Origin of the sequence: Mucilaginibacter sp. KACC 22063 (assembly GCF_028736115.1) — a bacterium.
In the GTDB taxonomy this organism is placed as follows: domain Bacteria; phylum Bacteroidota; class Bacteroidia; order Sphingobacteriales; family Sphingobacteriaceae; genus Mucilaginibacter.
Genome location: NZ_CP117877.1, coordinates 2,026,713 through 2,051,428 on the forward strand (window position 1 = coordinate 2,026,713; position 24,716 = coordinate 2,051,428).

Below are 24,716 nucleotides of genomic sequence, written 5' to 3' on the forward strand. Positions count from 1 at the left end.
AAACCTGATCCTAGGAAAATAAAGACCAACTAAGCCCGCAGCTCGCATTTTCGGGCAAAACAAGTGGTATTAAGCTCGGCAACATCGTAAAATGCCGTGGCTACTTCACAATCCGGGCACTTGAAAACGGAGGGCCGTTCACCGCAATTCAGGCAAAGCCCGTTCATCACATGATTATTGATCGCGATATTATTGTGATCAATAATCACGCTCCTCGGCGCCTTGCAGGTAGGCAGTTGACATACTCGCCGAAATCCGCGAACTGCAGGTTACAGCAATAGCACATTTCATTGTCGACACTATAGGTCTTTTCCTCACATTCGATACAGCGATAAACCAGGCGGGCATGTTCCGCCGCTACTTTTTCCAAAGCGAACAGGCGGTTGTTCAGCTTTTCGTTTTGGATCAATGAAAAGTAATATGACACGCGCCGCAGGTCGTTGCGGAAGGCCAACCACCCGGCCGGGTTTTCATTGGCGACAGCGACTACGCTAACCAGGGTCCGGTAAAAGCCGAGGTAGACGCTCGATCTTTAAGGACCGAACGTAAAGGCCGCCACCCGGAATAACTGCCCGGCGATCTTCGCCACCCACATTTTGGCTGCCTCAAAATTACCGCGGCACAATTCCCCAATGATCTCACACACGGCAAACAGGATGTCCGCATCAGACCGGTTTTCGATCAGCACCGCAGCCTGTCCGAAAGGTCTTTGCTTACATTGAGCGCTGCCAGCACATTATCGGGGCTTAGTTGGTTTTCAAAATGCACTGAACAGCAGTTCCAGCCGCTTCATTTCGTTCCTGCATTCAGCCGCTTCACTGCTTTTAACCAAGACCTCGTTCCTCGGTCATAGTTTATTTTTCCTGTTTGATGAGCTCTTTTTAACTCCTTCTATTTTACTCCACTGGCTTTTTCGCAAGCAAATTTCTGAACGCCGTTGCTGCTGGTCAAGACCAAGCCTTCGGTTTTGGAAAAAAAATCTCCACGCCCTTCGCTGCGCTACGGGGTAGTATTTTTTTCCAAAAGTCTTGCCCCTCAGCCTGGCGTGTTCAGGTGCGGGTGCCTACAAAAAGCCACCGGAGGCAATGCCGAGGGTGACCTCGAAAAGCATAACGGATATGAACACACGGAGAAACAGAGCGCCCCCACGCATAACGGAAAGCACAGACCGCAAACCGTCACAGGGAATTAAAATCAAAATCAGTAAGAACTTTTAAAATTAGAAATAATGAAAACTACAGTAATCGAAAGCGGAAAAAATAACAAAGTTGAAAACAAATCAGCAAACAGCGTAACCGCTAAAACAAACAATTTGCCGGTTAGTACCGCCTTTAATACATCTGCCAAACAGGACGAAGTAAAGAAAGATGAACCCATAAAAGCGGAAACCAAATTACCGCCCGTGAATGACCAAAACGCGCCTAAAGTTGAACTGGCGAAAGAGGACGAACAGAAAGCGCAACTACAGTCACAAGCTGAGCCGACTAAAGCGGAAGTTAAGGCAGCGATTAAGCCCATCCTGAATTTAGAGGGTACGTTAAAGTGGATTGAAGAAATGCACCGCAAAAGCAACCAACGCAACAAGCTGCAGGACACGATTAAAAATCTGGAAAGTTTCGAGGTTGAGTTAAGAGACGAGGCGGACACCACCGACACAAATTATTACACAGGTTGTGTACTGACCATTGAGGACGATAACCGCAGGAAGTTTGAAACCAAAAACCCGACTATTATTTGGGCGGTAGCACAGATGGTTAACAGCATGTGCGTTGACAAACTGGCCGAGATTGAAGCCTCAATCGTATTGCCCCAATAAACCATTTAAGGCCCCCTTTAAATGCAGGGGGCATCATTAATCACTTACTTAATCAGCTATCCCATGTACGAGTTATTTATCGAATTGACCAACCAAATATTTTGGGACGGTTATGCAGAAAATTTAGCCCTCGAAAATCCGGCAGCTTTTCAGTTAGAATACGCCAGGTTTTTAAACGGCTTCAATTATTAATCGCCATGAAAGACACGGTTTATTTATTAATCAAAGTAGTAATTGAAACCAATTACAAAAACATACAGGATGCTATCGGGGACGTTCAGCGCAATACGGTGTATACCGTCATGGATAGCAAAAATGTAAGGATAATCAATAGTAAAATCATGGATTTGCGCACTAAACGCAAATAGTTTTAACCACAATTTTTTAAGAAAATGACAGCTATAAATAATAACATCGTTAAGCCAAAAGTATGGCAGATGATAGGCAAAACCATTTCACCGAATGCTACCAGTGCGGAAGCGATACAGGAGGCGTGGCTGGACTTTGAAGTCGTAAAGCGTCCAAATATCCACCCTTTACCAAGTGGCATAAACATCATATCAGATAACAGTTACTTTACGTTTCGTAGCGATACCGAGGCCATTTTAGGCGATAAGATAGGGAGCGATTATACAGTCGTGCAGAATACGCAGGCGTTTGATTTTTTTGATAGCATTGCAGGGGGTAAAAATCAAATCAAGTATGAAACAGCCGGGGCATTAGGTTATGGTGAAACGATATTTGTAACCGCAAAATTGCCCGAACATATTCGTGTCGGCCGGGATGATTTAATCGACAATTATTTGTTCCTGACATCAACCCACAACGGTACGGGATGTATAACTATAGCATTTACGCCCGTTCGGATTTGGTGTTCAAATACCCTAAATGCAGCTTTACGCAATTGCACCAACGCAATTAGTATCAGGCATACTGCCAGTGCCGAGGAAAAGCTAAAGAGCGCACACAAAATGTTAGGTCTGACCGACCAATTGACCGTTGAACTGGAGACCATTTTCAACAGATGGTCAAGGGTTAAGATAACCGACCCACAGGTAAAACGGCTGATACAGTTAGCCATGATACCCAACAAGGAAACTCATCAAAAATTGAAAACAGGCCGGGAAGATGAACTGTCCAGCCACTATAACAATATGGTGAGCAGTGTTTTTGATTATGCTATGACCGCTAACAGTCAACAGGAAACCACCACAAAAGGCACTTTGTTCGGTGCCTACAATAGCATCACAGGTTATTTCCAAAACGTCCGCAACTTTCGGGACGAAGAAAGCAAGTTTAAAAGCATCATGTACGGTACGGGATTACAAAGGGGCCAAAGCGCCTTTGACTTTTGTACTGACTTTGCCAAAACTGGCCCAGATGCCTTGATACTCAATTAACAGGATGGCGGGCAAGTCCCGCCATATTTAATTTAAATGCTAAAGCGCTTTTGCAGCGCCTTAAGCTTAGCTTACCCTCTTTAAAAGAGCTTTAACCCAATATAAAATTTTTCGGTTTAAAGACTTAGGAACTCTCTGTTAGTGGAATTTCGCTTTGAAGATAATAACCAACACTCCGACTGCTAATATAGCATTGGGTAAATACGGCAGATGTACACTATGGAAGACAAAAAGCAAATTCAAAGCATTGTCCATGACGATGACATCTTAAACAAAGAGATATGGACAACTTTTGTGCTTATTTTCTAGTAATTGATAATGTTCAGTTATCCTTTATTGATAGCAGAAATGGATGATATCCAATCATTTTTTTAATGTGAATCAGCTGGCCTGTTAATACTTTGGTTCGAGCCCAGTTTGGGGAATGGATACACACCGTGCTAATATTCTTGAAACTTCCAATTTTGATAATAACCTACTTTTCCATTATTGATTACTAGTTATTACTTCGAATGAATTTAGGTTATCCATCCCTCGAATTCACGATTCGTCACATTTTTAAAATACGTAAATTTCAACCTTGTATCATTGTACTAAATACAAAGACAATGAAAGTTGAGATAAGAAAGTATGAACGGTTGCTCATCACCTTTTGGGGTTTGATGGCAATCATCGGTTATACTTTACAGCGTCTAAATTTGGCACCGGTTTATACCGCCGGTTTTCACCAGTATAATATTACCCATCCCAACTTTCATTTCAACTATTCCGCTAATCTTCTGTTACCACGCGTTGGCGTAGTATTGTTATTGCTGATCGCTTATTTCTTGATTAATTTTTTTACCATCCCGCAATTGCAGCGAACAAATTATAGGTCGTTTTTTATTTATCCCTGGGTTTTATTTCAATTACTTGTTCTGAGCTATTTGCTTGCCATTGGGGTAAACGTCGCAACTTATTATGCACATCCGGCCTGGAATAATTATGGGGAATTTTCCTTATTCGCGTCATTTGGATATAACGAAACCCCCTTAACTGATTTGTGGGCAGGGTTTGACAGGGCGCTCATTTTTTTAACTATTTATGGAATCTATGCGTGCATCAGGGAATATGTGATTTACCGCATTGAAAACTTCGGATCAAAAAGTAATTATCGAATATTGATCGCAATCAGGTGGGAGCTACCTTATGTATCGTTTTACTGTTACCTAAGTTGACGTCCGCTTTCCACATTATTAACGACGATAGCATATATAGCGCTTATTTTATTTTTATTCCATCTGTAATCTTTGTCTATTTCAGTAATACTTATTGGCTATTTCCTTCTTTTGCAAATACACCGGGCATTTCTTTTAAACTTATCTGGCGTCTTGCAATTTCTACCTTTTTCTATTCCATCCTTTTCATAGTCTTTATAAATAGAACGGGGGTATCACCAATGGTGATGCTAATGAACTGGATAATTCAACTTGTCGTTATTACACCAGTTACGTGGATACTTTATCGGCAGCGCAAAGATAAAATAAGCGCATTAAGAGGTGCCGAAATTGCATTATCGAAATCGACTGCTGATCTGCAATTTTTGCGTTCGCAAATTAATCCTCACTTTTTGTTTAATGTCCTGAACACGATATATGCCATGGCCTTGGTAGACGGGTCCAAAAGAACGGCTAACGCGATACAAATGCTCGGTGACATGATGCGATTCATGCTGGATGACAACCATCTTGACTTTATCCCTTTGAGCAACGAGGTTAGTTACCTTCAAAATTATTTAGCCCTGCAAAAATTGCGAATACAGGATTCAGACGAAATTGATATCAGCGAGAAGATCGTGGTTAATAATTGCAGCTATGAGATCATCCCAATGTTATTGATACCCTTTGTCGAAAATGCCTTCAAACACGGAATTGACATCAACCAAAGGTCATGGATCAGCATCGTTTTAACATGCGATCACAAAGGGATCTGGTTTAATGTGCGGAACAGTTTGCACCAGACAGACCTCAACGATCCCGAAAGCAGGCATTCCGGTATTGGCCTTCAAAACGTCAGGGAACGGCTTGCGTTGTTTTACAAAGGTCGGCACCATCTAAACTGCGAAACAACCGAAAAAGAGTTATTATTGATTTGATTATTGAACCGGAAACACTAAAGGGATGAATATGTTGCATGCCATAGCTATAGACGATGAACCATTTGCATTGGAGGTCGTAAAAAACTTACTGGAAGAAATTCCCTTTATAAAGCTTGCAGCCTGTTTCACTAAAGCCGTTGAAGCAATTAGTTTTCTCCAGGAAAATGAGATTCAGTTAGTTTTTTTAGATATTAAGATGCCCGGTCTGTCCGGCATTGAATTTATCTGTTCATTGCCAAAACCTCCAATGGTGGTTTTTACAACCGCTTACAGCGAACATGCGGTACAGAGCTTCGAGCTAGATGCTATTGATTACCTGTTAAAACCATTTTCGTTCTCCCGCCTCTTAAAAGCCTGCAGTAAAGCTTATGAATTTCAACAAATGAAAGGCAATAGCAAGCAGATGCCTTCGGAAGCTTTGCCAGCTATATTTATAAAGAGTGGCTTCGAACAGATAAAAATAGATCTTGCCGATTTACGCTATACAGAAAGCGTTGGTAATTATGTGAAGTTACATTTAAATGAGAAGCCGCCAGTAATGTCCCGTCTTACCACTGCGGAAGCCGAAGCGTTGCTGCCAGCCAACGCATTCCTCCGCGTGCACCGTTCATTTATCGTAGCGAAGGAAAAAATAACAAAGGTTGATAAAAGAAGTGTATGGCTTAAAGAAACAGAAATTCCAATCGGCCCATCCTATCTGACCCAAATTGAAATACTTCTTAAACAATCCTCTTAACTAAAAAGCATCACTATAAAATAACCATCATGTACCTTAAAAAATTAATGACAATAATATTGTCATTAGGATTCGTCTTGCCCGTTTTTTGCCAGCAGGTAAAGCTCAAGACACTCACTTCGGGTTATAATCTCAAAGGAGTGGTCGTTGATACCAGCGCCAATCTACTGCTTAAAGATGCTGTTGTAATCATCCTAAACAGTAGGGATTCTATTATCAGAAAATTTACGCGAGCTCAATCCGATGGTAGTTTCCTGATGAATGATATGTCAGATGGTAACTATATCCTTCATATCTCTTATCCCGGTTATGCGGACTATTCAGAAAAATTCACGCTTGATTCAAGTCAGACAAACAGGGATTTCAGTACGATCGGCCTGATACTAAAGTCCAATCTATTAAGGGAAGTGATTATAAAGGGGACCGCATCGACCATTCGGATAAAAGGAGACACTACAGAGTATAACGCCAAAGCTTATCAATTAGGTCCTAATGCTAAGGTAGAGGATTTGCTGAAAAGGCTACCGGGAATACAAGTAGATAAGGATGGCAGGATTTCGGCTCAGGGCCAAACAATTAACAAGGTACTTGTGGACGGCGAGGAGTTTTTTGGGGATGACCCTACCTTAGTTACACGAAACCTTCGTGCGGATATGGTGGATAAGGTACAGCTATTTGATAAGAAAAGTGATCAGGCAACCCTTACTGGCATGAATGACGGCAAAACCGACAAAACGCTGAATGTAAAATTAAAAGAAGATAAAAAGAGGGGCTATTTTGGAAAAGCTGAGGCTGGAGTTGGAACTGATGATTACTATCGGGGACAGTTGATGTTTAATTCTTTTAGTGCAAGGCAGCGGTTTTCGGTTTACGGCGTAACCGGGAACGAGGGAAAAACAAGCCTGGACTGGCAGGATAACGCTAAATACGCCACTTCGAATATTGACATTTCCACTCCGGGAATGATGATCGATCTTGGCGGTTATGATGAGTTGGAATCTCGAAGTGGCCAGTATGACGGCAAAGGGTTACCTGTCGCCCGTACCGGTGGAGTTCATTATGATAATAAATGGAAAGGTGATACACTCAGCATTAATGTTAACTATAAGATCGGCGCATTGACAGTAGACGGAACGAACAATATTCAAACTCAAAATAACATTCCAACAGGCCGGCTGAATAGTAATACTGATCAAACTTTCCATAACCACGTTTTCCGTCAAAAAATTGATGGTGTTTCTCAAATTAAACCGGACAGTACTTCAAACCTCAAAATTACCTTTAATGGCGGGATTAAAAATACAGAACAAAATAACCACGCTCTTACCACTACTGATAACGAAGTGGGCAATCTTTTAAACAGTAATTTATTGAACAGTTCCTCAAATGCGGATCAACAAAATATGACAACAGGGGTGCTTTATATAAAAAAGTTGAATAAACCCGGTCGAACCTTTTCTTTAAATCTCATTGGATCAATCAACAAGACCAGCGCTACAGGATTGTTAAACTCAAAAATTAACTTTTATTCCAATGGCTCACCGGATAGCACACAATCGGTCAATCAGTTTAAGACTAACGCTACATCCAATAACGCAGTTAATGCCATTCTTAATTACTCTGAGCCCTTGTCAAAAGCCGTTTTAATGGTGTTGAATTATGCGTTCGCCGCTGGCGGTAGTGCGTCTGATCAAAGAACATTCAATAGATCAGCAGATGGGAGCTATAGTTCTTTAGACAGCCTTTACAGCAATAATTTTAAAGTAAAACAATTCTCCAATCAATTGGGCGTCAACTTTAACCTGGTTAAAAATAAAACTATGCTCTCGTTCGGTACCAAAGTAAGTAGTGTTGATTTCCGACAATTGGATATCTACTCAAAAAACAAGCTAAACCGGAACTTTGTCCTTTGGAACCCACAGGTCAATTTACAATACAAGATCTCGCAGCAATCCTCTATTCGAATAAATTACGATGGTAATTCTGTTGAGCCGACTGTTGCACAGTTACAGCCGGTGCTTATCAATAACGATCCCCTGAATATTACCCAGGGAAATCGCGGTTTGAAACCGTCTTTTATCCAACGGGCATTTGTTGGCTACCAGTCATATAATCCTTTAAATGGCCAATTGGTAGGCGTATTTACCGGTTACCAGCTAAATGCCAATCCGGTAGTAAGTAGCCTGATGACTGATTCTGCTGGCAGAACGGTTAACAGGTACATTAATCTGAAAAATAAAACCACCACCAACTTTAACTTCGCTGCCTTTTTTGACCGCAAAATTAAACCGCTTGACCTGAATGCCGGAATCAATCTAAATATTAACGGTAACACCTACTATAATCTCTCCAACAATGAATTGAACCAAACAAACTATACCGTTTATACCTTACAGGCAAGGTTTTCAAAAGCTAAAGCGAACGTGTACGAATTCAACGCCAGTTTGGGACCCACATATACCAGTAGCGGATCATCCTTACAGCAAAACATTAATAATAACGGCAAAGGCTTTACGGGCAACGGGGATTTTACGTTGTACCTGCCTGGTAAATTTCAACTTTCTTCTAATGCCAATTACCAATATAACAGTAAGACAAAAACTTTTGACCAGAATTTTTCCAGGTTAATTATCAATGCCTCTTTAAATAAATTATTCCTCAAAGAACAGACGTTAAAACTTTCTGTTTCCGGTAACGATCTATTGAATCAGAATACAGGGTTTAATCGCAATGTATCCGGCAACCTGATCACACAAAGCAACTATACAACAATTAAGAGATATTTTATGATCTCGTTATCTTATGATTTTAACAAGATTGGGGCCGATAATAAATAAATAAATAATATCATGAAAAAGATAATTTCAACATTTGGCGTCTGGGCTTTTTTAGCCGTTTCATCTTTTGCTCAAAATGTAAGATTTACCCGCTCCGGATTAATCGAGTATAAAAAGACGGTAAATATGTACGCAATCATTCAGCGTAATATCAACAAAGAAAATGAAAGCCTTTTAAAATCGGCTTTTGAAACCTATAAGCAACAGCACCCGCAATTCAAGGAATTGAAAAGTACGTTAGTATTTGTCGGTAATAAAACATTGTTCACACCCGTCGGCGTGAATACCTCCATTACCAGCTTTTTTGATGACCCGCAGATATCGATGCAAAATAATGTTGTTTATTCCGATTTGAACAATAAACAACTAATAAGCAAGCGAAAAGTATTTGATGAAATCTACCTGTTAAAGGATAGTTTGAGAAATATCAAATGGAAATTTACTGATGAAGTTCGGGATATAGCGGGTTATCCTTGTCACCGGGCGAATGGCCTCGTATTAGATTCTGTCTATGTGGTTGCATTCTATACCGATAAAATTCCTGTTTCGGGTGGGCCGGAATCATTTGGAGGCCTGCCGGGGATGATTCTTCAATTGGCTTTACCTCATGAAAATATAAGCTGGATTGCTACTGAAGTAGATGATATTGATTTATCGGTTAATTCAGTTTTGCCGCCGACAGGCGGTACGACAATTAATTTCAAAGAACTGATCAATAAACTTAGGGGCGTTTTTAAAAGCGATGCAAATTATAGATCCGATGAATTAATCCCGTTTTTATTATAACCTGCTCTTGGGATTTAGGAATCGTTTTACCCAACAAATATTAATTTATACAGCGTATAGCTCATTTAAAATCCTCAATTGCGCTATTAAGTGGTTCGAATTATGTCCGGGCTGGGGATCCTGGAACTCGCATCTCTACCGATTCTTTTAATAACAATGGTTTTTTCTTGCATTAAATGTATGTTATCGCTGTTTTAAGGAGTCTTTAGTCATTTAATCAAACCTGTATTAATATCATCAATATTTCAGTTTCGCAGTTTTTCTTCAAACTTCACATGACTAACTAATTGATATTGCTATTTTCATTTGAAGATCTCAAAGAAAGCTTACTTGGCATAATACAAAATGATTTAATACCACCTTTCAACCAACAAATATTTGGATTATAGGCGATTAATAACTTAATTTAACGAACCTATTCCTTTTCAGGATCGTCATAGAAAGGAATATCCAATCTAGTAACAAAAAAAAGATGATAGACTTTCTAAAGGGAGATCTGGCCGAAGCTAGCGCAGACCTGGTGTTGATTCCGCATACAACTACTGGAAATGTTTCTAAGGGTTTTCAGAAAATACTTTTATAAAGAAAACTCGTATAGCTCATTATAGGTATCGGTTAGCTCTTCGTCCACAAACATCTCTACCTTAAATTGAACGATCAAAACAGGAAGCTTTCCCGTTATGCTCTCCGGCGTGTAGGTCATAGCACAGCCGGACCCGCAACTCAATACAAAGGATGATAATTTTGTGTCTTCAGTGGTTTTTACTTGTTTAGTGAGAACGCTCTTTTGGAGTTTTTTATGGTTATTTGAATTCGGCCCTCTATTTCCACTATCACAACCAAACGCGATCATCACAAAAGAAAAAAGCATCAGGACGATACAATTGCTTTTATAACTACACTTCATACGATTCTTTTTAGTTTAAGCATCATTTATAGATCAGATCAAGTAGCTGCCTAAGTGCCTTCTTGATCTCGTCTTGTCCGGCCGGTTGTTGGATATCAATTCCACAAAAGGTATTTTCCTGCATTTTGGCATGTAAGGTGAGATAATAAACACCACCCATGAGTAAGGCGTATACTGCCCGGAAGTTCACTTTGCTATCGGCGAATCGCTTATCGAAAACCTCACTCAATACGATCTCTCCCACATTTTCACGCTTCAGATCAAGTTCCTTTAACATGGCCGACTTTTCGCTTAGTCCCCACGTAATAATGCGGCGCATTTCCTCATTGCCGATCAAGCTGTCCAACTGATCTTGCAGTACACCATACGCAAGCGCTTTACCGGCGTCTTCCCTGGCTGCCTGGACAATACTTTCAACATCCTTGGGTTCCATCTTCCAATAATCTTTGTTGTTCAGGTATTCATTTACCAGTCCCTCCAAATCACCAAAGTAATCATAGATCAGCCGCCTGTCCACCTTAGCTTCCTTAGCCACACTGCTCGCGCTTAAACCCGCAAAACCCTTCTTCTTTAATATCTTTCCGAGCGCATTTATCAATGTCGCCTTAGTCCGTTCCTTATTTCGAACGGGGCCGTTGGTGATCTTTCTTGTCATTTACTTGAGCTTTGGTTTTAAGGAGGTATCCTCTTCTGAATTCCAGAAAGGACCAGGTTGTGATCAATGGATATGCTATGGCAGCGATCGTAGCTTTTGTCATAATGCCGCTATGGTAACTATCCGTTAGTGAAATGATTAACATTATAGCTATAAGTATCGGTGTGCCGGAAAAAGTAAGCCATGAGAGGAATTTGTTCTCTCGTATTTTTTTGAAGCGATTCAAAAATATGGCAAAAGAACCGAGTACCAATGCTGCAATGTAAAACAATGAGAAACCAAGGTTCAACAAAATGTCGAGGATGTCTAATATAAATGATGATAAGCCTTCGCCGGTGTCTGATGTATTTATAATGGCAATTCTGTAAGCAATGTAAATTGCGACCGCTGACGTTAGGTTGAGTAACCAGTACTTAAATACAAGACGTTTCACATCCATAGTTAATATTCCTAGCTTATATTACTTGCTTAACCTTTTTTAATCAAATGCAATCAATTTGTCCTCCGGCAGATTATACTCGTACAGTTTATCAGATTCTTCATCAACGTACAACCATTGAACGATACTAGCTCCGTTTGGTCCGACCGGGGCAATGCCGATCACCGTGTAATCACGATCATCCCTTGTTTTTGACTCAATGGAATAGGTTAATTCATCCTTACTGTTTACTGCCAGTCGCAATAAGGGATTCGTGGTTTGGGTTAAATAATACTCCACTATTAAGTAAACTTTATCCAGATAGGATGAAGTAAATTCTTCATTGGTAGCCCAGGTATATTTCAGCTTCCTGCCATAGGTTTTTCTAAACCGGGAAACTGGTCCGTCGGCTGCTTTTTTCAGGTCAAGTAATATATCCGCCGGCATTTTGGAATCATTATCGCCGGGAACAGTGATGGAGTCTCTTTTCCATCTTACCTGTACCAGATCTCCCCGGTTTATGTTTCTGTTGTCTTCTATGTCGTTAATGAAACTGAATATACTGTCTCCCTTTCTCGCCAGTATCTGGAAATAATCGCCGTCATCAAGATACTCAACAAAGGTCATTTGGTCTATGTGCGCACGTTGCACACTCTTGTGTTTTAGTTTATCGTTTGGTTTTACAATGGGGGCCGATTTCGTTAATTTTTCTTTCTCCCTTGTTTTTAAATCGCATGCTGAAAGCGTGCACAAGTTCAATATGATTAGCTTAATTAACGTTCTATTCATCGCTTAATACAAGTTATTTGATCAAATAAAGCTTTTTGTCGTTATTCGTAAATAAAGCATATGCCAGTTGCGGGTTGGTATAATACATATAGGCATCAATATGATTTGGAGGCTGCTTTTTATTCTTACTAAGTGTACCAATATTATTTCCATTTATTTCAATGCTACTCTGGTGCCACTCCTGTTCCAGGTACATAAACTCCTTTAATTTTAATGTGTCTGTTTTGTATATCACATCTGTAAAAAGATTTCCGTGAAAAAGCATTACATCAAAAGGTGCGGCATTACCACCGCCTCCAGAAAATCGGACTTTCTCGAATTTTAACTTTTGAAAGTAGCGGTACCTTATCTCAGGTGTTTTTATAATCTCTTTATCGCTGCTTACTTTGGTAATGATATGTTTAAAAAGATCGTTTAAAAGGAGTTTTTCTGTATAGGAATAAGGAAAATCCTTGTCTGTATCCAATGTCGTAAAAAACCGGAAGCAATTATCATTGACGAAATACGTCAGGACGGTATAGGTTTCCATGGTTGGTACAGCCTGGATCTCACCATCAGCCGCTGGTTTAATAGGCTCCGGGGTCTTAGTTTCATAATCGACATACACAGCTGTAGATTTTTCCTTAACAACCTTAAGTTGCTCCTGTTGCTTTTTCAGATCCCAATCAAGTCGTTCGTTTTGCAGGGGGATATTAACAGCTTCTTTATTTCCGTCAAAGCCCCATTTATAATATTGATGGTACTTTCTATCAATAATATATCCTTTGACAAAGGCAATATCTGTCTGTCTGCATTTCAACGTTAAAGAGTCAATTAAAACTCCGTCCCTGCTGATCTTATAAAACGAGTTCGTCTTTTTTTCCGGAACCGTATAGACGATCACCTCGTTGTTTGGCGTTAAAAAGGTCTTTATATCCTCCGTGCTTTCCAGCAATAGTGTCATCGACACTTTTCCCGCTTTGATAACATTTGAGCTGTCAATTGATGTGTAATGCAAAAATTCTTTTGGCAGGTCGTCTGATACGGTTTGCTGGTTTTTGAAAAACTGAAAGCCGACGAAGGTCAACAGACCAATAATGGTAACCGTACAAAATCCGTATAACATCTTCATGATCCTTTCTATTTTAGCAAATGACTGAGTAGGTTTCGTCATTTCTTACCTATTGTATAAACTTTTTATCAGGCAGAATGTTCATAATATATCACAATGTAGTGATTTAATTATAACAGGTACCACAGGCGGTATGCACATCGTTAAGTTTTTTCCAAAGGAGCGAATCAGTGGTCGAAGCCGGCTTATCTTATCAGCATTGTTCAGATTACCAGGCATATTTGTAAGCTTTCTGTTTTGTTTGTCCATAGTGTCCTGCGGTGGAAATCCCGTTGATACATCAAGAAAAACTAAACAAACGCAAGACAGCTTAAAAGACGTTCAGAAAAGGGTATCACGATCCCAACAGGATAGCCGGAAAGCTCAGAACGGTAACACAGTCATAGAAGTTATGGCTGAAAAAGACATCCTCCTGAACGGGAGACTCAAACGTTATTTCACTTTAAATGAGTTTACGTCGGTACTCGGTAAACCGGACAGTTCGCAACTACTAAGCGACATAGAACCCTGTACAAATATTTTTCAGGAAGCCGATGGTTCAGTGGATCCTGAGGTGAAGTATCTTTATAAGAATGGTTCGAGGTTTGAATGTTCGCAGCGTAAAGTTGCTATTGACGAGATAAGATTTGAAAAAGGTGATTTTTTAGTTTTTAAGAACCACACGCTTAATAAAAATACAACAATGGCCGATCTACGCAGGATATTTCCTAACGCTGCTAAACATATCGGCATAATGGATGTAGCCGGTGAGGGCAAACTGCAGGTGTTGCAGTTGAGAGAAGATGATGACAATGTGTCTGACGGGCACATTAACCTTTTCATTAAGAATGGAAAACTATATTTTATGCATTGGTGGTTTCCGTGTTAGAACCCAATAAACTATTTGATTGCTGACCATATGATCGGAAAAATTTTTAGCACTGTAGTTTATTTAGTTATGCTTACAGCCATCGCTAATGCCAAGTCGTTTGAATTGGCATCTGTTGAAGAGAGTAAACCATTTAGCTTGCGCATTTATTGCACCGATGAAGGAAAAGCAGCCCTAGTTCAGTATAAGGGCAAAACCGGCTATTTAGCTTTAAGGCTAAAAAAGTTCACAACCAGCGTGCTAACAAATACAAATAAGCTGCCTGAAGGATATTATTATGAGTGGGATGAATTGATGAATGGAAAGATTACGGGGAGCTATGGGGTAGTAGAACAATCAGGCAAGATAACAGACGCCTGGTACGTGCGTAATAAAGATGGCAGGCGGTTTAAATTGACAGGGTCTGCTAAAAATGACTCACCCGACGAAATTCAAAAATATCTCCTCCACAACGTACTCATCACTTTTGCTTGGACGAGTGCAGATGATCAATTCATGTTTACTTATCCGGATGGTAAGGTCATCACACCTAATTTCCTTTCACTGGATGCGCCGGACGCAAGGAGATCATGTTATATCAAAGATTACAATTTTGATGGCTATGACGACGTAGCATTTTCGGTTCCGGATGCCGGCATGGGTGTTTATCAAACCTTTAACATCTGGCTGTATGATCCCTCAACAAAACGTTTTAAGGAATTGCAGGAAAGTAAGGACGCCCGCGCAAAATGTTCATGTCTTTGTGATGTAACGCTGAATCCCAAGGAAAAACTTTTGTACACCGCTTGCCGGGGCGGCGCTAGTTGGTGGCAGGATATTTACCGCATAAATAAAAATAACCAATTGATCTGGCTACGCTCTTCAGAGAAAAGATAAAGCCTTATGAACAGAATGAAAAAGCCCTTAGCCGACATCTTATACATTTCAACAACGTGCTTACTTTTACTCATTTCATGCGGAAAGCGGGAATACAAGGGGTACATTTATGACAACGAAAAGCATGTCCCATTAAAGGGTGTTATCGTGAAATATCACGGCCAACAAGTTAAGTCTGATAAAAATGGATACTTTGTTGTTGAAGATAATGATGCGGTTTCCGATGATATCACCTTTTCTAAAAATGGATACATACCGGACACCTCAGAAACGATCATCATTCATTCGGGTGAACAGATGACCGAACGCTTCAGAAACGGCCATGATACCATTTTTCTTTTACCAATACCAAAAGTACAATTACAAAATAATGAGCGAGACTTATCAAAGTCCGCAACCATTAAATGGCCAATTACGTCTCAACAATTTCAAAAGTTTTATAAGAAAAATCCGCAAACCAGGGAATACACTTTGGTAGTTCCTTCGGGATATGACCTCAAAATTTATGCTGATACCGGAACACACTTTCAGGAAAGTCCTTTTGGGTATGAGATAAAACCTGGCGGCCGGTATCTGACAGCAGCTAGATTTCAACTTTCAGGGACGGATTGCAAGATCATCGTTTACAATGTAACCGGCGAGAATGATAGCCCTGTCTTAAATATTCAACTCAACAGCTACAATAAGGAAGGCCAACTACAAGATGCGTTACTTTTGGACAGTCGGTTCATTTTTGAAGTTGAATACTATCGGGATTTTAGGATCGAAGAAACAGGAATTATCAAACTAAAATTACATCAGATTGAACACTACACCTACAATGAGCAGGGCGACATAACAGGATATATAAAAGATCCGCAAGTGGAAAGTTCATCGGTAACTTACCAATTACAAGCCGATAGAAAATTTCGGAAAGTTGATCGTTTAAATGACTAAAACATTTTATTTCCCGAAAAACCGGGCAGTAGCCATGGTGTGATTGCTCAAAAACACCAAAACGGCACCTCAGATCCATACGTGACTTGTAAGTTTATATCAATTAGGAAGATAAGGGATTGCTTCGAGCCCGACCAGGCGCATATTTTTAAATGGCGGAGTAATTATCTTTTGGAGGTTTACTCTATTGCAAGTCGATACCAGAATTAGGTATAATCAAAATAATGAAGTAATGTGGATAATGTTCAGTTATCCTTTATTGATAGCATGTATTGTTCGATCATTCAGCATATCGAACGGATTTGGAAATCGAAGTAGCCAATCAGTTAAAATCTGTTTCTAACCCAGCCTCAGGAGTATAACCATAACTTGCTTTAAACTGCTTTGAAATATCGGATGTAGCTCGCTGCCGGGCCAATTGAACCTTGGAAAGAATGCTGTTCAATTTTTTTTGAGGTTAGTACCATAGGTCACCGAAGGTGAACTCTATGGTACTAAATCCACATCACTTTTGTGCCCTGCTGGCCAAAATAAGCGATTTTGGAGCGGTATGATGTTTATACCATTGGGTTTTAGGTATAGAATAAGAATTTAACTTTTCAGGCAGGAAAGGAGATAGTTGCTTTATTATGCTATTATTTAATTATGACCACGCATATTATTTGAGGTTTTATCGGTCTATTACTTATACTTTTTAAGATATGATTTTTACGTTATCCTAAGTATTGAAGCTACATCTCTCTTCAAAAGCCGAAGCATACTACTATATTTGAGTATGTTGTCAGAAGAACAAAAGCAGCATTTTGCATCACTTCGGGTTGAAATACTTGACTTGGATGTTTGTGTGAACTTTTTCATACGGAAGTATAATCGTTTCGCGTATTTGTGGCAGGAAACCAGCCGGGCATTTATCTTGGAAGAAATGATCGCTTTGCGGTATCTGGAGAATGGCATCATTTTGCATTTGACCAATCTTGACGATGATAGTTCCAAATATTCGTTCCGGGAGGCTTATGCGGTTTACGCCCGCAGCAATATCAGTCCTACAGCTGCCCGGGAATTGAAGGAAACCTTAAAAACGTTTCGAAAAAACTTAAACGAATTAAAAAGCGAGCATCGCAATAAACGCATTGGCCACCTTAATTATGATGAAGACCTGAATTTTGACGAGTTTTTAGACTTTGAAAATCACTTATTGCCTTTGATTTTAGAAGCCAATGAGATCGCCGACAAGCTATGGGGTGAAAAAATCGTGGTTCGCTTTCGCTTGGGCTCAATGGAAGGGACACTCGATTTCAAAGAAAAAATTCAAGAGTTAAAAAGAAATACCAAATTGCTCTCGGGATTTTATTCCAATCGCCTGATGAGCGACTAACTTAATGATCATGGCAGTAACTATCGGAATTATTGCCTATGGCTCTTTGATCGATGAGCCAGGCGAAGAGATCGGACCTTTGATTGTTCTGCGAATTGCGTGTCAGACGCCATTCAGTATCGAATATGCGAGGTTAAGCAGTACCCGCAATGATGCGCCAACGCTCATTCCGGTTGCGGACGGTGGCGCGCCTGTCAACGCACAAATTCTAGTTTTAAAGACTGGTGTGACACTGGAGCAAGCCGAGGATATGTTATGGCGGAGAGAAACTCGCCAAAAAGGCAAAAGCAAACCTTACCCCAGATCTAAGGCACCCGGTAAAAATGCGGTTAGTGTGATACGGGTAGCAAACTTCGAAGGTATTGATCAGGTGATTTATACGTCCATTCCATCCAACATTGGGGTCAATTCGCCGCAGATATTAGCAGGCTTCGCCGTTCAGTCTATTTTAGAAGAGGCGGGCAACAAAGGCCTGGATGGGGTACGGTATCTAAGGAATGCCATCAAAAACGGTATCCAAACACCATTGACCGAAGCCTACGCAGGCGAAATATTTAAGCATACGGTAACAGACAATTTGGATGCAGCCATTGAAAAGCTGGACGCTTTACGGCCGGCACGATTGGCCAGAGCAGCCGCCATGGCTGAATTTGAAAAAGAAGTGATCGAGATCGCTGACCTTATCTGCGAGTACGGCATGAAGAAAACCGTCGCTACGCAGGCCAAAACGTATGAGGAATTTCAGGCCGAAATCAAAGCCAACAAAGACACTTTTATTACCAACGTACACGAGGGTTTCAAATTAGCGCAGGACAAAATTCTGGCTAAAATGTTGGCACTAGAAACGACTGCCGATGCTTTAGACTCGGAATTAAGGACTTTAAACCGCAAAAAAGATAAACCGCGGGTTGATGAGTTGGAAGATCAGCTCACTTTGATTCATCATCAGGAAGCAGTGCTGCGGCATTTGGTTGACACCATTGCCTGGCAACTTATTAAAGGCCAATTGTATATTGCCAGAAGACTTTATCATGGTGTCAAGGGCGAAAAGAAGTTATTGAAATCAAATATTGAGTCGGTCATTGCAGCGGCGAAGGAACTTAACAAAGATCCCTTGGCATTCGCGCTGATCACTGACCTTTCAGCTTATATCCAGGCCGGCGATATTTTAATGACGGACGGTAAAGCTGCATTGCATTTTGTCGAAGTCAAGCAAGGGAAAAAAAATCATGAGATTTTAAAGGTGATGGACGATTTGTTCAAATCTGATAAGTCCATGGAAGAAATTTTCAAGGATACCAAACTCGATAACAAGGGCATTCAACAACTAGACCGTAACCTCAAACAAGTCGGCGAAATGTTTTCCTTGATGGAAATCCTAAGTACGGATAAAGGCAAAGATTCCTCGGGTAAGCCGGTTAGGATCATTACGCCACAAGAAGAAACCCCTTTATTTCGTGACCGCTTGCATGCCTTATATGAACAACTAAAAACGCGCAATATGTGGGCTTACGATGTGATCGAAAAATGTCTGCATGTCGCTTTATATAAAGGCTCCTTCCGGCACCTCGGTCCATTAATTTTAAAATCGCTGGGCGACCATCATGGCGGAAAGTACATAATCGTAGACTTCATATCCATCATCAAATCCTTACACCGACCCTTGCTTTTCCTGCCATTCCCCAAACACTTTCTCTTTGATATTCTATTCGGCCGTATCAAGCTATTTTTTATGCTCGAACTGGAACCGTATATGCAGCTATTTGAAGCATTCGACATGAAAGCCGAATGGTTATCTAAAAAGGAAACAATGAAAACCGTCGAAGGCCAAAAAGACCACGGCGCATTCATCTTTAACCACCAAGCCATCCAAGTCACCCACAACACTACCCAACAAGATTCGGTGATCGCTACCGGACTATTCGGCAAAATGTTCTTCGAACACATCTTACCGTCGTATACGGCCTACACGCAAAGCTATTTTCTGGTCAACGACGAGGGAGCTGAAGCGCCTACTTCCAATAATGATCAAGTAACAAAGTAATCAGACGGACGAGTTGAATTATTAATTGGTTATGCTTTAGTCTCCTTTTCATTTTTTAGCGCGCTGAAGTGACAGTGCGTTACAAAAATGTTTCGGGATTATCAATCAGGGTAGTTGCGTGGGGTTGCGCAACCCTGCTATTTGCCCAGGTCTTTTTTATCTTTTTGAACCGTTTGCAGGATGTGAATGAGTTTGCCTTGAATATGGTCGATACTTTTCGCGTCGGGGTTATCCATATTATTTTTAACGCTGTCAGCGCTGATTTGGTTGGCTTTGCTGGTTTCAAACGCTGCGGCTATAAAGCGGTGAACTTCGGTTTTCGTTTTTTGATCGAATATGTCTTCATCCATGAGCAGGCGGAATAAATAGGACAGTTGTGGTACGGTCAGCTTTGTTTTAAGTTTAGGGAAATTGACGGGTGAAATAATCGTCTGGGCTTCAATAAAGGTCAGCGCTTCGCTCAGGAAATGACCGTAGAAATAGTTATAAAAAGCATAGCGGATCGTAGTCGAAGCCGGGTTCACGCCTGGCTGTAAGCTCTCCTTGAACGTTTCGGGTTCACTGGCCAAGATCTCGTGTAATTCAGCTTTGATAAAAGCATACGGATCAACCGTGTCCCAAACATCAGTCTGATATTGCGTCAGCCAGTCGTCCAGGTCGGCTATGGTAACTTGTGCGTGTTTCAAATGATTTTCACAGTCGAGCGTCAGTCGTTTCAGGTAAGATTTACGCGCAGGTTCGTCCAGTATGATCAGGTTTTCCAGAATCTCCTGCTGAAGATAAGTGAAATGGGTCTTCCAGCGATCAACCGCCGTGATCACTGCTTCGCGGTATGGGTAATTGTAAGTAAAAGACTGTATGAGCACTAAGCCGGTTTTTAACCTTGATACAACGGTAAGGCTTGTTAGTGACCTTAGCAAGAAAATCGCACAGCGTGACAAGCTAAAGGCTACCATTGATAACCTTGATACGTTTACCATCGCCTCAAACGAGGACGGGGATGTAACAGGTACTAACAAATTCTACCGTTGCGAATTAACGATAACAGACGATGAGGGTAACGAGTTCGTGACCAAAAACGCCTACATTATTGATCACGTTGCGCAGTATGTAAATAGCCTTTGCGTTGAAAAGCTGGCAGAGATCGAAGCCGAAATTGTAATTCCCTCTTAAGCTGAAAATAACGCCCTATGTATCAGCGGCACATAGGGCGTTCTAAATTTTTAACCTCAAAAATTTAAGTCATGTTAGAATTATTCATTGAACTAACCAACCAAATATTTTGGTTTGGCTACGCCCAGCAGTTGGCAGTTTCCGACCCTGCATTATATCAATTTGAATTTAACGAGTTTTTGAACGCTTACAGCAATTAGGTTATGCAGGACACCATTTTTTTATTAATCAAAGCGACCATAGCCACCAAGCATAAAAACGTGCATGAGGCTATTGCGGAGTTACAGGGCAAAGCAAAATTATCTATTAGCGACACCAAAAATGTAAAGGTCATTTCTACTCAATTAATGGATTACAAATTAAAATCTTAAACATCATGGCACATAATATCAATTATAACGAGCAGACAGGGATGCCATGCTTTTTCTCTGTTAAACAAAAAGCATGGCACGGGCTAGGGCAGATCGTCAGCGACTACCCCACAAGTGCCGAAGCAATGGGATATGCAGGGTTAAATTTCACCGTTGAAAAACGGCCACTGTTTACCTATGACACCGAAAATTTTACAGCCGACCCCGATAACGAAATCGTTATCCCGGAAATCGAAATACCCGACTATTTTGCTACTGTTCGCACCGACATTGAGCAGCCGTTAGGCATAGTAGGCAAAGATTATGAAGTAGTGCAAAATATTGACGCTTTTAGCTTCTTTGACAGCATTGTTGGCGGTAAAGATGGCATTTTGTACGAAACAGCGGGGGCATTAGGCAAAAACGGGGAACGAATATTTATCACCGCTAAATTACCCGATTATATTAAGGTTGGGCGGGATGACTGCATAGAGAAATATTTGTTTTTAACGACCTCTCACGATACAACGGAGAGTATTACTATTGCCTTTACACCGATTAGAGTAGTTTGTCAGAACACGCTTAACGCTGCTTTAAACAACCATGTGAATTGCATCAAAATAAGGCATACGGCAAGTGCTACCGATAAACTGAAAGAGGCACACAAAATGCTTGGTATCAGCAACCAACTTTCGGTTGAATTGGAAGCGGTTTTTAACCGATGGGTAAGGGTGCGAATTACCGACCCTGTATTAAAGAAGTTGATACAACTTACTATGTCGCCCAACCGGGAAATTTCCGAGGATATCAAAAAAGGTAAGCAGGTAGAATTTACCAGCCAGTTTACCAACATGGTATCGGGCGTTTTTGATTATGCTATGACAAGCCCTGAACAGCAGGAAGATACAAAAGGTACGTTGTTCGGCATGTACAACGCAGTCACCGGCTACTTTCAAAATGTCAAAAATTACCGGGACGACCAAAGTAAACTAAAATCCATTATGCAGGGAACAGGGCTGCAAAAGAACCAAGCGGCCTTTAACCTTTGTACCGACTTTGCCAAGTATGGCACCAACATTTTAAATTAAAATTTAACGGGGGGCTATGCCCCCATAATAAAATCTTGATTATGCTTATCCATCGCCACAATATAGTTTGTATTGCCACCATAAAAGGCGATCAGTTACCCAACATATTTAAAAAGGCTTTAAAGGATGTTACACCCCAATGGGTAACCCCTGATGGTAAAGAGCCTTTTTACCCTGTTTCAGTTTTTAAGGATGAAACTGATAAACAGTTTTCCGAAGGAACGACACAGGTTCGAAAAGCCATCCTTAATTTACTGGAATCACTGGATTGTGATAATATCCAAATTATCGAATAACCTCAATTTAAAGATCATGAAACCATTAAATAAATTCACCAACATAGATAAAGCCAAATTATTACACGAGCTTCTTCCGGAAGAAATAGCACCACTTTTAGACCGCATACAAGCGGTATGCGACGATCTGAAAACCAATCAGGATGAACACCGCCGAACATGTGATTTCGGTTTAATGACCTTTGATATGTGGTTACAATTATCCGAGCAGGTGAATGAGCGAATAAAAAAGTACCGCCCGAATTTGGTTAAAAGCAGTAAAATATTTTCTGAACAGCTTTTTGGCTCATTTGATTATACGGTGATATTCGTCAATGACCGCGTTGTCAAATATGCTGCACACAGTTGCCAAGACGAAAAATTTAAAAAGGCGGTTGACTTATTATTTAATCTTTAATCCTTTGTTATGGCAAATGAAAAGTGTCTATACGACCAATGGTTTGATAATGAGCGATTGAACCTCAATAATTTCACAATAACCTTATTTCAGCTTTTCCAGTATGCAGACGGCGCAAGCCGTCAGATCATACTAAACAACTGGCCGGGATTTTTTATTAATTCGGCAAATATTTGACTTTTAGCCTTAGCGTTCTAAAGCTTAAATAAGTCGCTTTAAGGGTAGGTAGGCTGACACGGAAGCCTACCATTGCCGCTCTTTGATAATGCCTCATATCGCCTTATTTGAGGCCAAAAAGGGCGTTATGCGGCATTGTTAGTGGCGCGCGAAAGGCTTATGATAACTTTTTGTAAGTCAATTTTTAGGAGAACGCAATCCCATTAATTCAATGTTTACAAATGAGTAGATTTAAATCCCACCGTATTTCTTACCGAATTTTGAATCGCAATTTGTTAAGGATTTAGGTCGTTTCAGGCTCATGTGCAATTTTATCAACACTGAAATTCCGATGCGGTCAATTCTAAACCATCCGATCGCAGGCAATTTCGCAAGTAATAAATTTATCCGTTAATTCTTCCTGATCATAATCCGAGGTCAGTTGTTGTTCAAAGCGTCGGACAATGCATATCGCCCACCCATTGTAAATAGAAATAAAAGCGCACCTGATCGACCGGCGGTAATTGTTCCATCGTGATGGTTCCAGCTGGTTAGTCAGACTGATGTTGATATCTTATGTCATCAAATTGGTGCTCGTACTTGGGCTGGTCAGTAAAATACTTGCGCTTGTATTTATCTGCTTTATCGGTTTCGCCTTTTAACAACTGATAAAGGCTATCTTCCGAATTAGAATCAGGATGGCGCTTCGTGTTGGAAAGATCGAATAAGCGACAAAGTAAAGCCGCCACTTTTTTCTTGCTCAAACCCTGATCGCTCAGCCAACCCTTTTTCTCCAGTTCGAGATAAAGTTCTGCCAGGTGTTGCTGTTTACCATGCCACTTTAATTTACTGCCGTCGTTTGTAGCCATCGTGATGACGGATTTACTTTCCACTCCGGTCAGTTCCAGCATGGCAAGGCGGTCCGACAAATACATAATAAAAATATCAGTGATCAGGTCCGAAATTTGCTTGGGTAAACGTATACCTCCCAAATGGGCAACTTGAACGTCATCCTTTTGACGGGTCGTTACATATAAGTTCAATACATTGCGAAGCATCGTGATATTATCATCAACTCCTGCAAACCAATAACAACAGCGGGACCATTTGAGTGCTTTTTTTAGTTCAAACGACAGATTCATCACTTTCTCATGGATCATACTGGAAACTAATTCACGCAGGTCCATATCACTAGTATTGCCGATCATTTGTAACAACATAGTTTCGCTCGTTTTATTGCGAATTGCATGGTATTTATGATAGTTAATAATCTCATCCTGGGGAATATAAATCTCTGCCGCACTCGCTACCACATCGACCGGGAAGCCGATAAAATTATTTCTATATATGTTTTTATAGGTCCGTTCCGTATGGCGGAACTCGACTTTGTGTCGATGATAGCTCAGCGGAATCACATTTTCCTCATCTAGTAATAATTCGTCGATCTTTTCCAGTTGCGCGGAGCAATAACTAAGCGATGTGATCATATATCTTTTTTCAAGCTAAGTTAACTACCTGCGTTGGCCTGGTCAATTACTATCCTCTTACGTAATTAAATATGTCGT

At 40.6% G+C, this 24,716-nt stretch carries 27 protein-coding genes; 20 read left to right on the forward strand and 7 right to left on the reverse strand.

Annotation, left to right across the window (positions count from 1 at the left end):
* The first annotated feature begins 1,228 nt into the window (after nt 1-1,228).
* The 9 genes from PQ461_RS08960 (at nt 1,229) to PQ461_RS09000 (ending at nt 9,712) form a co-directional block, all read left to right on the forward strand.
* A complete protein-coding gene (locus PQ461_RS08960) occupies nt 1,229-1,816 on the forward strand; it encodes a hypothetical protein (protein WP_274303445.1) in 588 nt (195 codons plus the stop codon).
* A 63-nt stretch (nt 1,817-1,879) separates the two neighbouring features.
* A complete protein-coding gene (locus PQ461_RS08965) occupies nt 1,880-2,008 on the forward strand; it encodes a hypothetical protein (protein ID WP_274303447.1) in 129 nt (42 codons plus the stop codon).
* 5 nt (nt 2,009-2,013) lie between these two features.
* Nucleotides 2,014-2,184 carry a hypothetical protein gene (locus tag PQ461_RS08970; RefSeq protein ID WP_274303449.1) on the forward strand — a complete coding sequence of 57 codons (171 nt, stop codon included), beginning with the start codon at nt 2,014-2,016 and terminating at the stop codon, nt 2,182-2,184.
* Between the two features lie 24 nt (nt 2,185-2,208).
* Nucleotides 2,209-3,216: a DUF932 domain-containing protein gene (locus tag PQ461_RS08975; protein WP_274303451.1), complete on the forward strand. Its 1,008-nt coding sequence runs from the start codon at nt 2,209-2,211 to the stop codon at nt 3,214-3,216.
* A gap of 608 nt (nt 3,217-3,824) precedes the next feature.
* Nucleotides 3,825-4,433, forward strand: coding sequence for a hypothetical protein (locus PQ461_RS08980; protein ID WP_274303454.1), 609 nt, complete (start codon nt 3,825-3,827; stop codon nt 4,431-4,433).
* Nucleotides 4,434-4,666: 233 nt separating this feature from the next.
* The gene (locus tag PQ461_RS08985; protein ID WP_274303455.1) at nt 4,667-5,350 is read left to right on the forward strand and encodes a sensor histidine kinase; all 684 of its coding nucleotides are present in this window, start codon (nt 4,667-4,669) and stop codon (nt 5,348-5,350) included.
* Between the two features lie 25 nt (nt 5,351-5,375).
* A complete protein-coding gene (locus PQ461_RS08990) occupies nt 5,376-6,089 on the forward strand; it encodes a LytR/AlgR family response regulator transcription factor (protein WP_274303457.1) in 714 nt (237 codons plus the stop codon).
* A gap of 29 nt (nt 6,090-6,118) precedes the next feature.
* A complete protein-coding gene (locus PQ461_RS08995) occupies nt 6,119-8,926 on the forward strand; it encodes a TonB-dependent receptor (RefSeq protein ID WP_274303460.1) in 2,808 nt (935 codons plus the stop codon).
* Between the two features lie 12 nt (nt 8,927-8,938).
* The gene (locus PQ461_RS09000; protein ID WP_274303462.1) at nt 8,939-9,712 is read left to right on the forward strand and encodes a GLPGLI family protein; all 774 of its coding nucleotides are present in this window, start codon (nt 8,939-8,941) and stop codon (nt 9,710-9,712) included.
* Nucleotides 9,713-10,289: 577 nt separating this feature from the next.
* On the opposite strand, the gene PQ461_RS09005 is transcribed toward PQ461_RS09000, so the two are convergent.
* The 5 genes from PQ461_RS09005 to PQ461_RS09025 form a co-directional block, all read right to left on the reverse strand.
* Complete coding sequence (locus PQ461_RS09005; protein ID WP_274303464.1) at nt 10,290-10,415, reverse strand: hypothetical protein; 126 nt, start codon at nt 10,413-10,415, stop codon at nt 10,290-10,292.
* A gap of 226 nt (nt 10,416-10,641) precedes the next feature.
* Nucleotides 10,642-11,154 (reverse strand): TetR/AcrR family transcriptional regulator, encoded by a 513-nt coding sequence (locus PQ461_RS09010; protein WP_274303466.1) that lies wholly within the window; start codon nt 11,152-11,154, stop codon nt 10,642-10,644.
* A gap of 82 nt (nt 11,155-11,236) precedes the next feature.
* Nucleotides 11,237-11,713, reverse strand: a complete 477-nt coding sequence (locus tag PQ461_RS09015) for a hypothetical protein (protein WP_274303467.1) — start codon at nt 11,711-11,713, stop codon at nt 11,237-11,239.
* A 39-nt stretch (nt 11,714-11,752) separates the two neighbouring features.
* Entirely contained in the window at nt 11,753-12,343 is a 591-nt protein-coding gene (locus PQ461_RS09020; protein WP_274303469.1) for a hypothetical protein, read from the reverse strand.
* 151 nt (nt 12,344-12,494) lie between these two features.
* On the reverse strand, nt 12,495-13,634 hold the full coding sequence (locus PQ461_RS09025; RefSeq protein WP_274303471.1) for a hypothetical protein: 1,140 nt from the start codon (nt 13,632-13,634) through the stop codon (nt 12,495-12,497).
* 349 nt (nt 13,635-13,983) lie between these two features.
* On the opposite strand from PQ461_RS09025, the gene PQ461_RS09030 reads away from it, so the two are divergent.
* The 5 genes from PQ461_RS09030 to PQ461_RS09050 all read left to right on the forward strand — a co-directional run bounded on the left by PQ461_RS09030 (nt 13,984) and on the right by PQ461_RS09050 (nt 19,691).
* The gene (locus PQ461_RS09030; RefSeq protein ID WP_274303473.1) at nt 13,984-14,460 is read left to right on the forward strand and encodes a hypothetical protein; all 477 of its coding nucleotides are present in this window, start codon (nt 13,984-13,986) and stop codon (nt 14,458-14,460) included.
* A 30-nt stretch (nt 14,461-14,490) separates the two neighbouring features.
* Nucleotides 14,491-15,336 carry an XAC2610-related protein gene (locus PQ461_RS09035; RefSeq protein ID WP_274303476.1) on the forward strand — a complete coding sequence of 282 codons (846 nt, stop codon included), beginning with the start codon at nt 14,491-14,493 and terminating at the stop codon, nt 15,334-15,336.
* Between the two features lie 15 nt (nt 15,337-15,351).
* Nucleotides 15,352-16,272 carry a hypothetical protein gene (locus tag PQ461_RS09040; RefSeq protein WP_274303478.1) on the forward strand — a complete coding sequence of 307 codons (921 nt, stop codon included), beginning with the start codon at nt 15,352-15,354 and terminating at the stop codon, nt 16,270-16,272.
* 775 nt (nt 16,273-17,047) lie between these two features.
* Nucleotides 17,048-17,647, forward strand: a complete 600-nt coding sequence (locus PQ461_RS09045; RefSeq protein WP_274303479.1) for a hypothetical protein — start codon at nt 17,048-17,050, stop codon at nt 17,645-17,647.
* Between the two features lie 10 nt (nt 17,648-17,657).
* Nucleotides 17,658-19,691, forward strand: a complete 2,034-nt coding sequence (locus PQ461_RS09050) for a hypothetical protein (RefSeq protein WP_274303482.1) — start codon at nt 17,658-17,660, stop codon at nt 19,689-19,691.
* Nucleotides 19,692-19,828: 137 nt separating this feature from the next.
* Here the strand turns inward: PQ461_RS09050 and PQ461_RS09055 are convergent, their stop codons facing one another.
* A complete protein-coding gene (locus tag PQ461_RS09055; protein ID WP_274303483.1) occupies nt 19,829-20,557 on the reverse strand; it encodes a hypothetical protein in 729 nt (242 codons plus the stop codon).
* On the opposite strand from PQ461_RS09055, the gene PQ461_RS09060 reads away from it, so the two are divergent.
* The 6 genes from PQ461_RS09060 to PQ461_RS09085 all read left to right on the forward strand — a co-directional run bounded on the left by PQ461_RS09060 (nt 20,550) and on the right by PQ461_RS09085 (nt 22,995).
* On the forward strand, nt 20,550-20,864 hold the full coding sequence (locus PQ461_RS09060) for a hypothetical protein (protein WP_274303484.1): 315 nt from the start codon (nt 20,550-20,552) through the stop codon (nt 20,862-20,864). The two genes, PQ461_RS09055 and PQ461_RS09060, sit on opposite strands and share 8 nt — an antisense overlap.
* A gap of 71 nt (nt 20,865-20,935) precedes the next feature.
* Complete coding sequence (locus PQ461_RS09065; protein WP_274303485.1) at nt 20,936-21,064, forward strand: hypothetical protein; 129 nt, start codon at nt 20,936-20,938, stop codon at nt 21,062-21,064.
* A 3-nt stretch (nt 21,065-21,067) separates the two neighbouring features.
* Complete coding sequence (locus PQ461_RS09070; protein ID WP_274303486.1) at nt 21,068-21,235, forward strand: hypothetical protein; 168 nt, start codon at nt 21,068-21,070, stop codon at nt 21,233-21,235.
* 5 nt (nt 21,236-21,240) lie between these two features.
* Nucleotides 21,241-22,302 carry a DUF932 domain-containing protein gene (locus tag PQ461_RS09075; RefSeq protein WP_274303487.1) on the forward strand — a complete coding sequence of 354 codons (1,062 nt, stop codon included), beginning with the start codon at nt 21,241-21,243 and terminating at the stop codon, nt 22,300-22,302.
* Nucleotides 22,303-22,343: 41 nt separating this feature from the next.
* Nucleotides 22,344-22,598 (forward strand): hypothetical protein, encoded by a 255-nt coding sequence (locus PQ461_RS09080; protein WP_274303488.1) that lies wholly within the window; start codon nt 22,344-22,346, stop codon nt 22,596-22,598.
* Nucleotides 22,599-22,614: 16 nt separating this feature from the next.
* A complete protein-coding gene (locus PQ461_RS09085; RefSeq protein WP_274303490.1) occupies nt 22,615-22,995 on the forward strand; it encodes a hypothetical protein in 381 nt (126 codons plus the stop codon).
* A 707-nt stretch (nt 22,996-23,702) separates the two neighbouring features.
* On the opposite strand, the gene PQ461_RS09090 is transcribed toward PQ461_RS09085, so the two are convergent.
* On the reverse strand, nt 23,703-24,638 hold the full coding sequence (locus PQ461_RS09090) for a hypothetical protein (RefSeq protein ID WP_274303491.1): 936 nt from the start codon (nt 24,636-24,638) through the stop codon (nt 23,703-23,705).
* Nucleotides 24,639-24,716 lie beyond the last annotated feature (78 nt).

Coding starts and splice junctions, on each gene's coding strand:
- PQ461_RS08960 (WP_274303445.1), top strand. CDS start 1,229: ATGAAAACTACAGTAATCGAAAGCGGAAAAAATAACAAAGTTGAAAAC.
- PQ461_RS08965 (WP_274303447.1), top strand. CDS start 1,880: ATGTACGAGTTATTTATCGAATTGACCAACCAAATATTTTGGGACGGT.
- PQ461_RS08970 (WP_274303449.1), top strand. CDS start 2,014: ATGAAAGACACGGTTTATTTATTAATCAAAGTAGTAATTGAAACCAAT.
- PQ461_RS08975 (WP_274303451.1), top strand. CDS start 2,209: ATGACAGCTATAAATAATAACATCGTTAAGCCAAAAGTATGGCAGATG.
- PQ461_RS08980 (WP_274303454.1), top strand. CDS start 3,825: ATGAAAGTTGAGATAAGAAAGTATGAACGGTTGCTCATCACCTTTTGG.
- PQ461_RS08985 (WP_274303455.1), top strand. CDS start 4,667: ATGAACTGGATAATTCAACTTGTCGTTATTACACCAGTTACGTGGATA.
- PQ461_RS08990 (WP_274303457.1), top strand. CDS start 5,376: ATGAATATGTTGCATGCCATAGCTATAGACGATGAACCATTTGCATTG.
- PQ461_RS08995 (WP_274303460.1), top strand. CDS start 6,119: ATGTACCTTAAAAAATTAATGACAATAATATTGTCATTAGGATTCGTC.
- PQ461_RS09000 (WP_274303462.1), top strand. CDS start 8,939: ATGAAAAAGATAATTTCAACATTTGGCGTCTGGGCTTTTTTAGCCGTT.
- PQ461_RS09005 (WP_274303464.1), bottom strand. CDS start 10,415: ATGACCTACACGCCGGAGAGCATAACGGGAAAGCTTCCTGTTTTGATC.
- PQ461_RS09015 (WP_274303467.1), bottom strand. CDS start 11,713: ATGGATGTGAAACGTCTTGTATTTAAGTACTGGTTACTCAACCTAACG.
- PQ461_RS09025 (WP_274303471.1), bottom strand. CDS start 13,634: ATGACGAAACCTACTCAGTCATTTGCTAAAATAGAAAGGATCATGAAG.
- PQ461_RS09030 (WP_274303473.1), top strand. CDS start 13,984: ATGGCTGAAAAAGACATCCTCCTGAACGGGAGACTCAAACGTTATTTC.
- PQ461_RS09035 (WP_274303476.1), top strand. CDS start 14,491: ATGATCGGAAAAATTTTTAGCACTGTAGTTTATTTAGTTATGCTTACA.
- PQ461_RS09040 (WP_274303478.1), top strand. CDS start 15,352: ATGAAAAAGCCCTTAGCCGACATCTTATACATTTCAACAACGTGCTTA.
- PQ461_RS09045 (WP_274303479.1), top strand. CDS start 17,048: ATGTTGTCAGAAGAACAAAAGCAGCATTTTGCATCACTTCGGGTTGAA.
- PQ461_RS09050 (WP_274303482.1), top strand. CDS start 17,658: ATGGCAGTAACTATCGGAATTATTGCCTATGGCTCTTTGATCGATGAG.
- PQ461_RS09060 (WP_274303484.1), top strand. CDS start 20,550: ATGAGCACTAAGCCGGTTTTTAACCTTGATACAACGGTAAGGCTTGTT.
- PQ461_RS09065 (WP_274303485.1), top strand. CDS start 20,936: ATGTTAGAATTATTCATTGAACTAACCAACCAAATATTTTGGTTTGGC.
- PQ461_RS09070 (WP_274303486.1), top strand. CDS start 21,068: ATGCAGGACACCATTTTTTTATTAATCAAAGCGACCATAGCCACCAAG.
- PQ461_RS09075 (WP_274303487.1), top strand. CDS start 21,241: ATGGCACATAATATCAATTATAACGAGCAGACAGGGATGCCATGCTTT.
- PQ461_RS09080 (WP_274303488.1), top strand. CDS start 22,344: ATGCTTATCCATCGCCACAATATAGTTTGTATTGCCACCATAAAAGGC.
- PQ461_RS09085 (WP_274303490.1), top strand. CDS start 22,615: ATGAAACCATTAAATAAATTCACCAACATAGATAAAGCCAAATTATTA.
- PQ461_RS09090 (WP_274303491.1), bottom strand. CDS start 24,638: ATGATCACATCGCTTAGTTATTGCTCCGCGCAACTGGAAAAGATCGAC.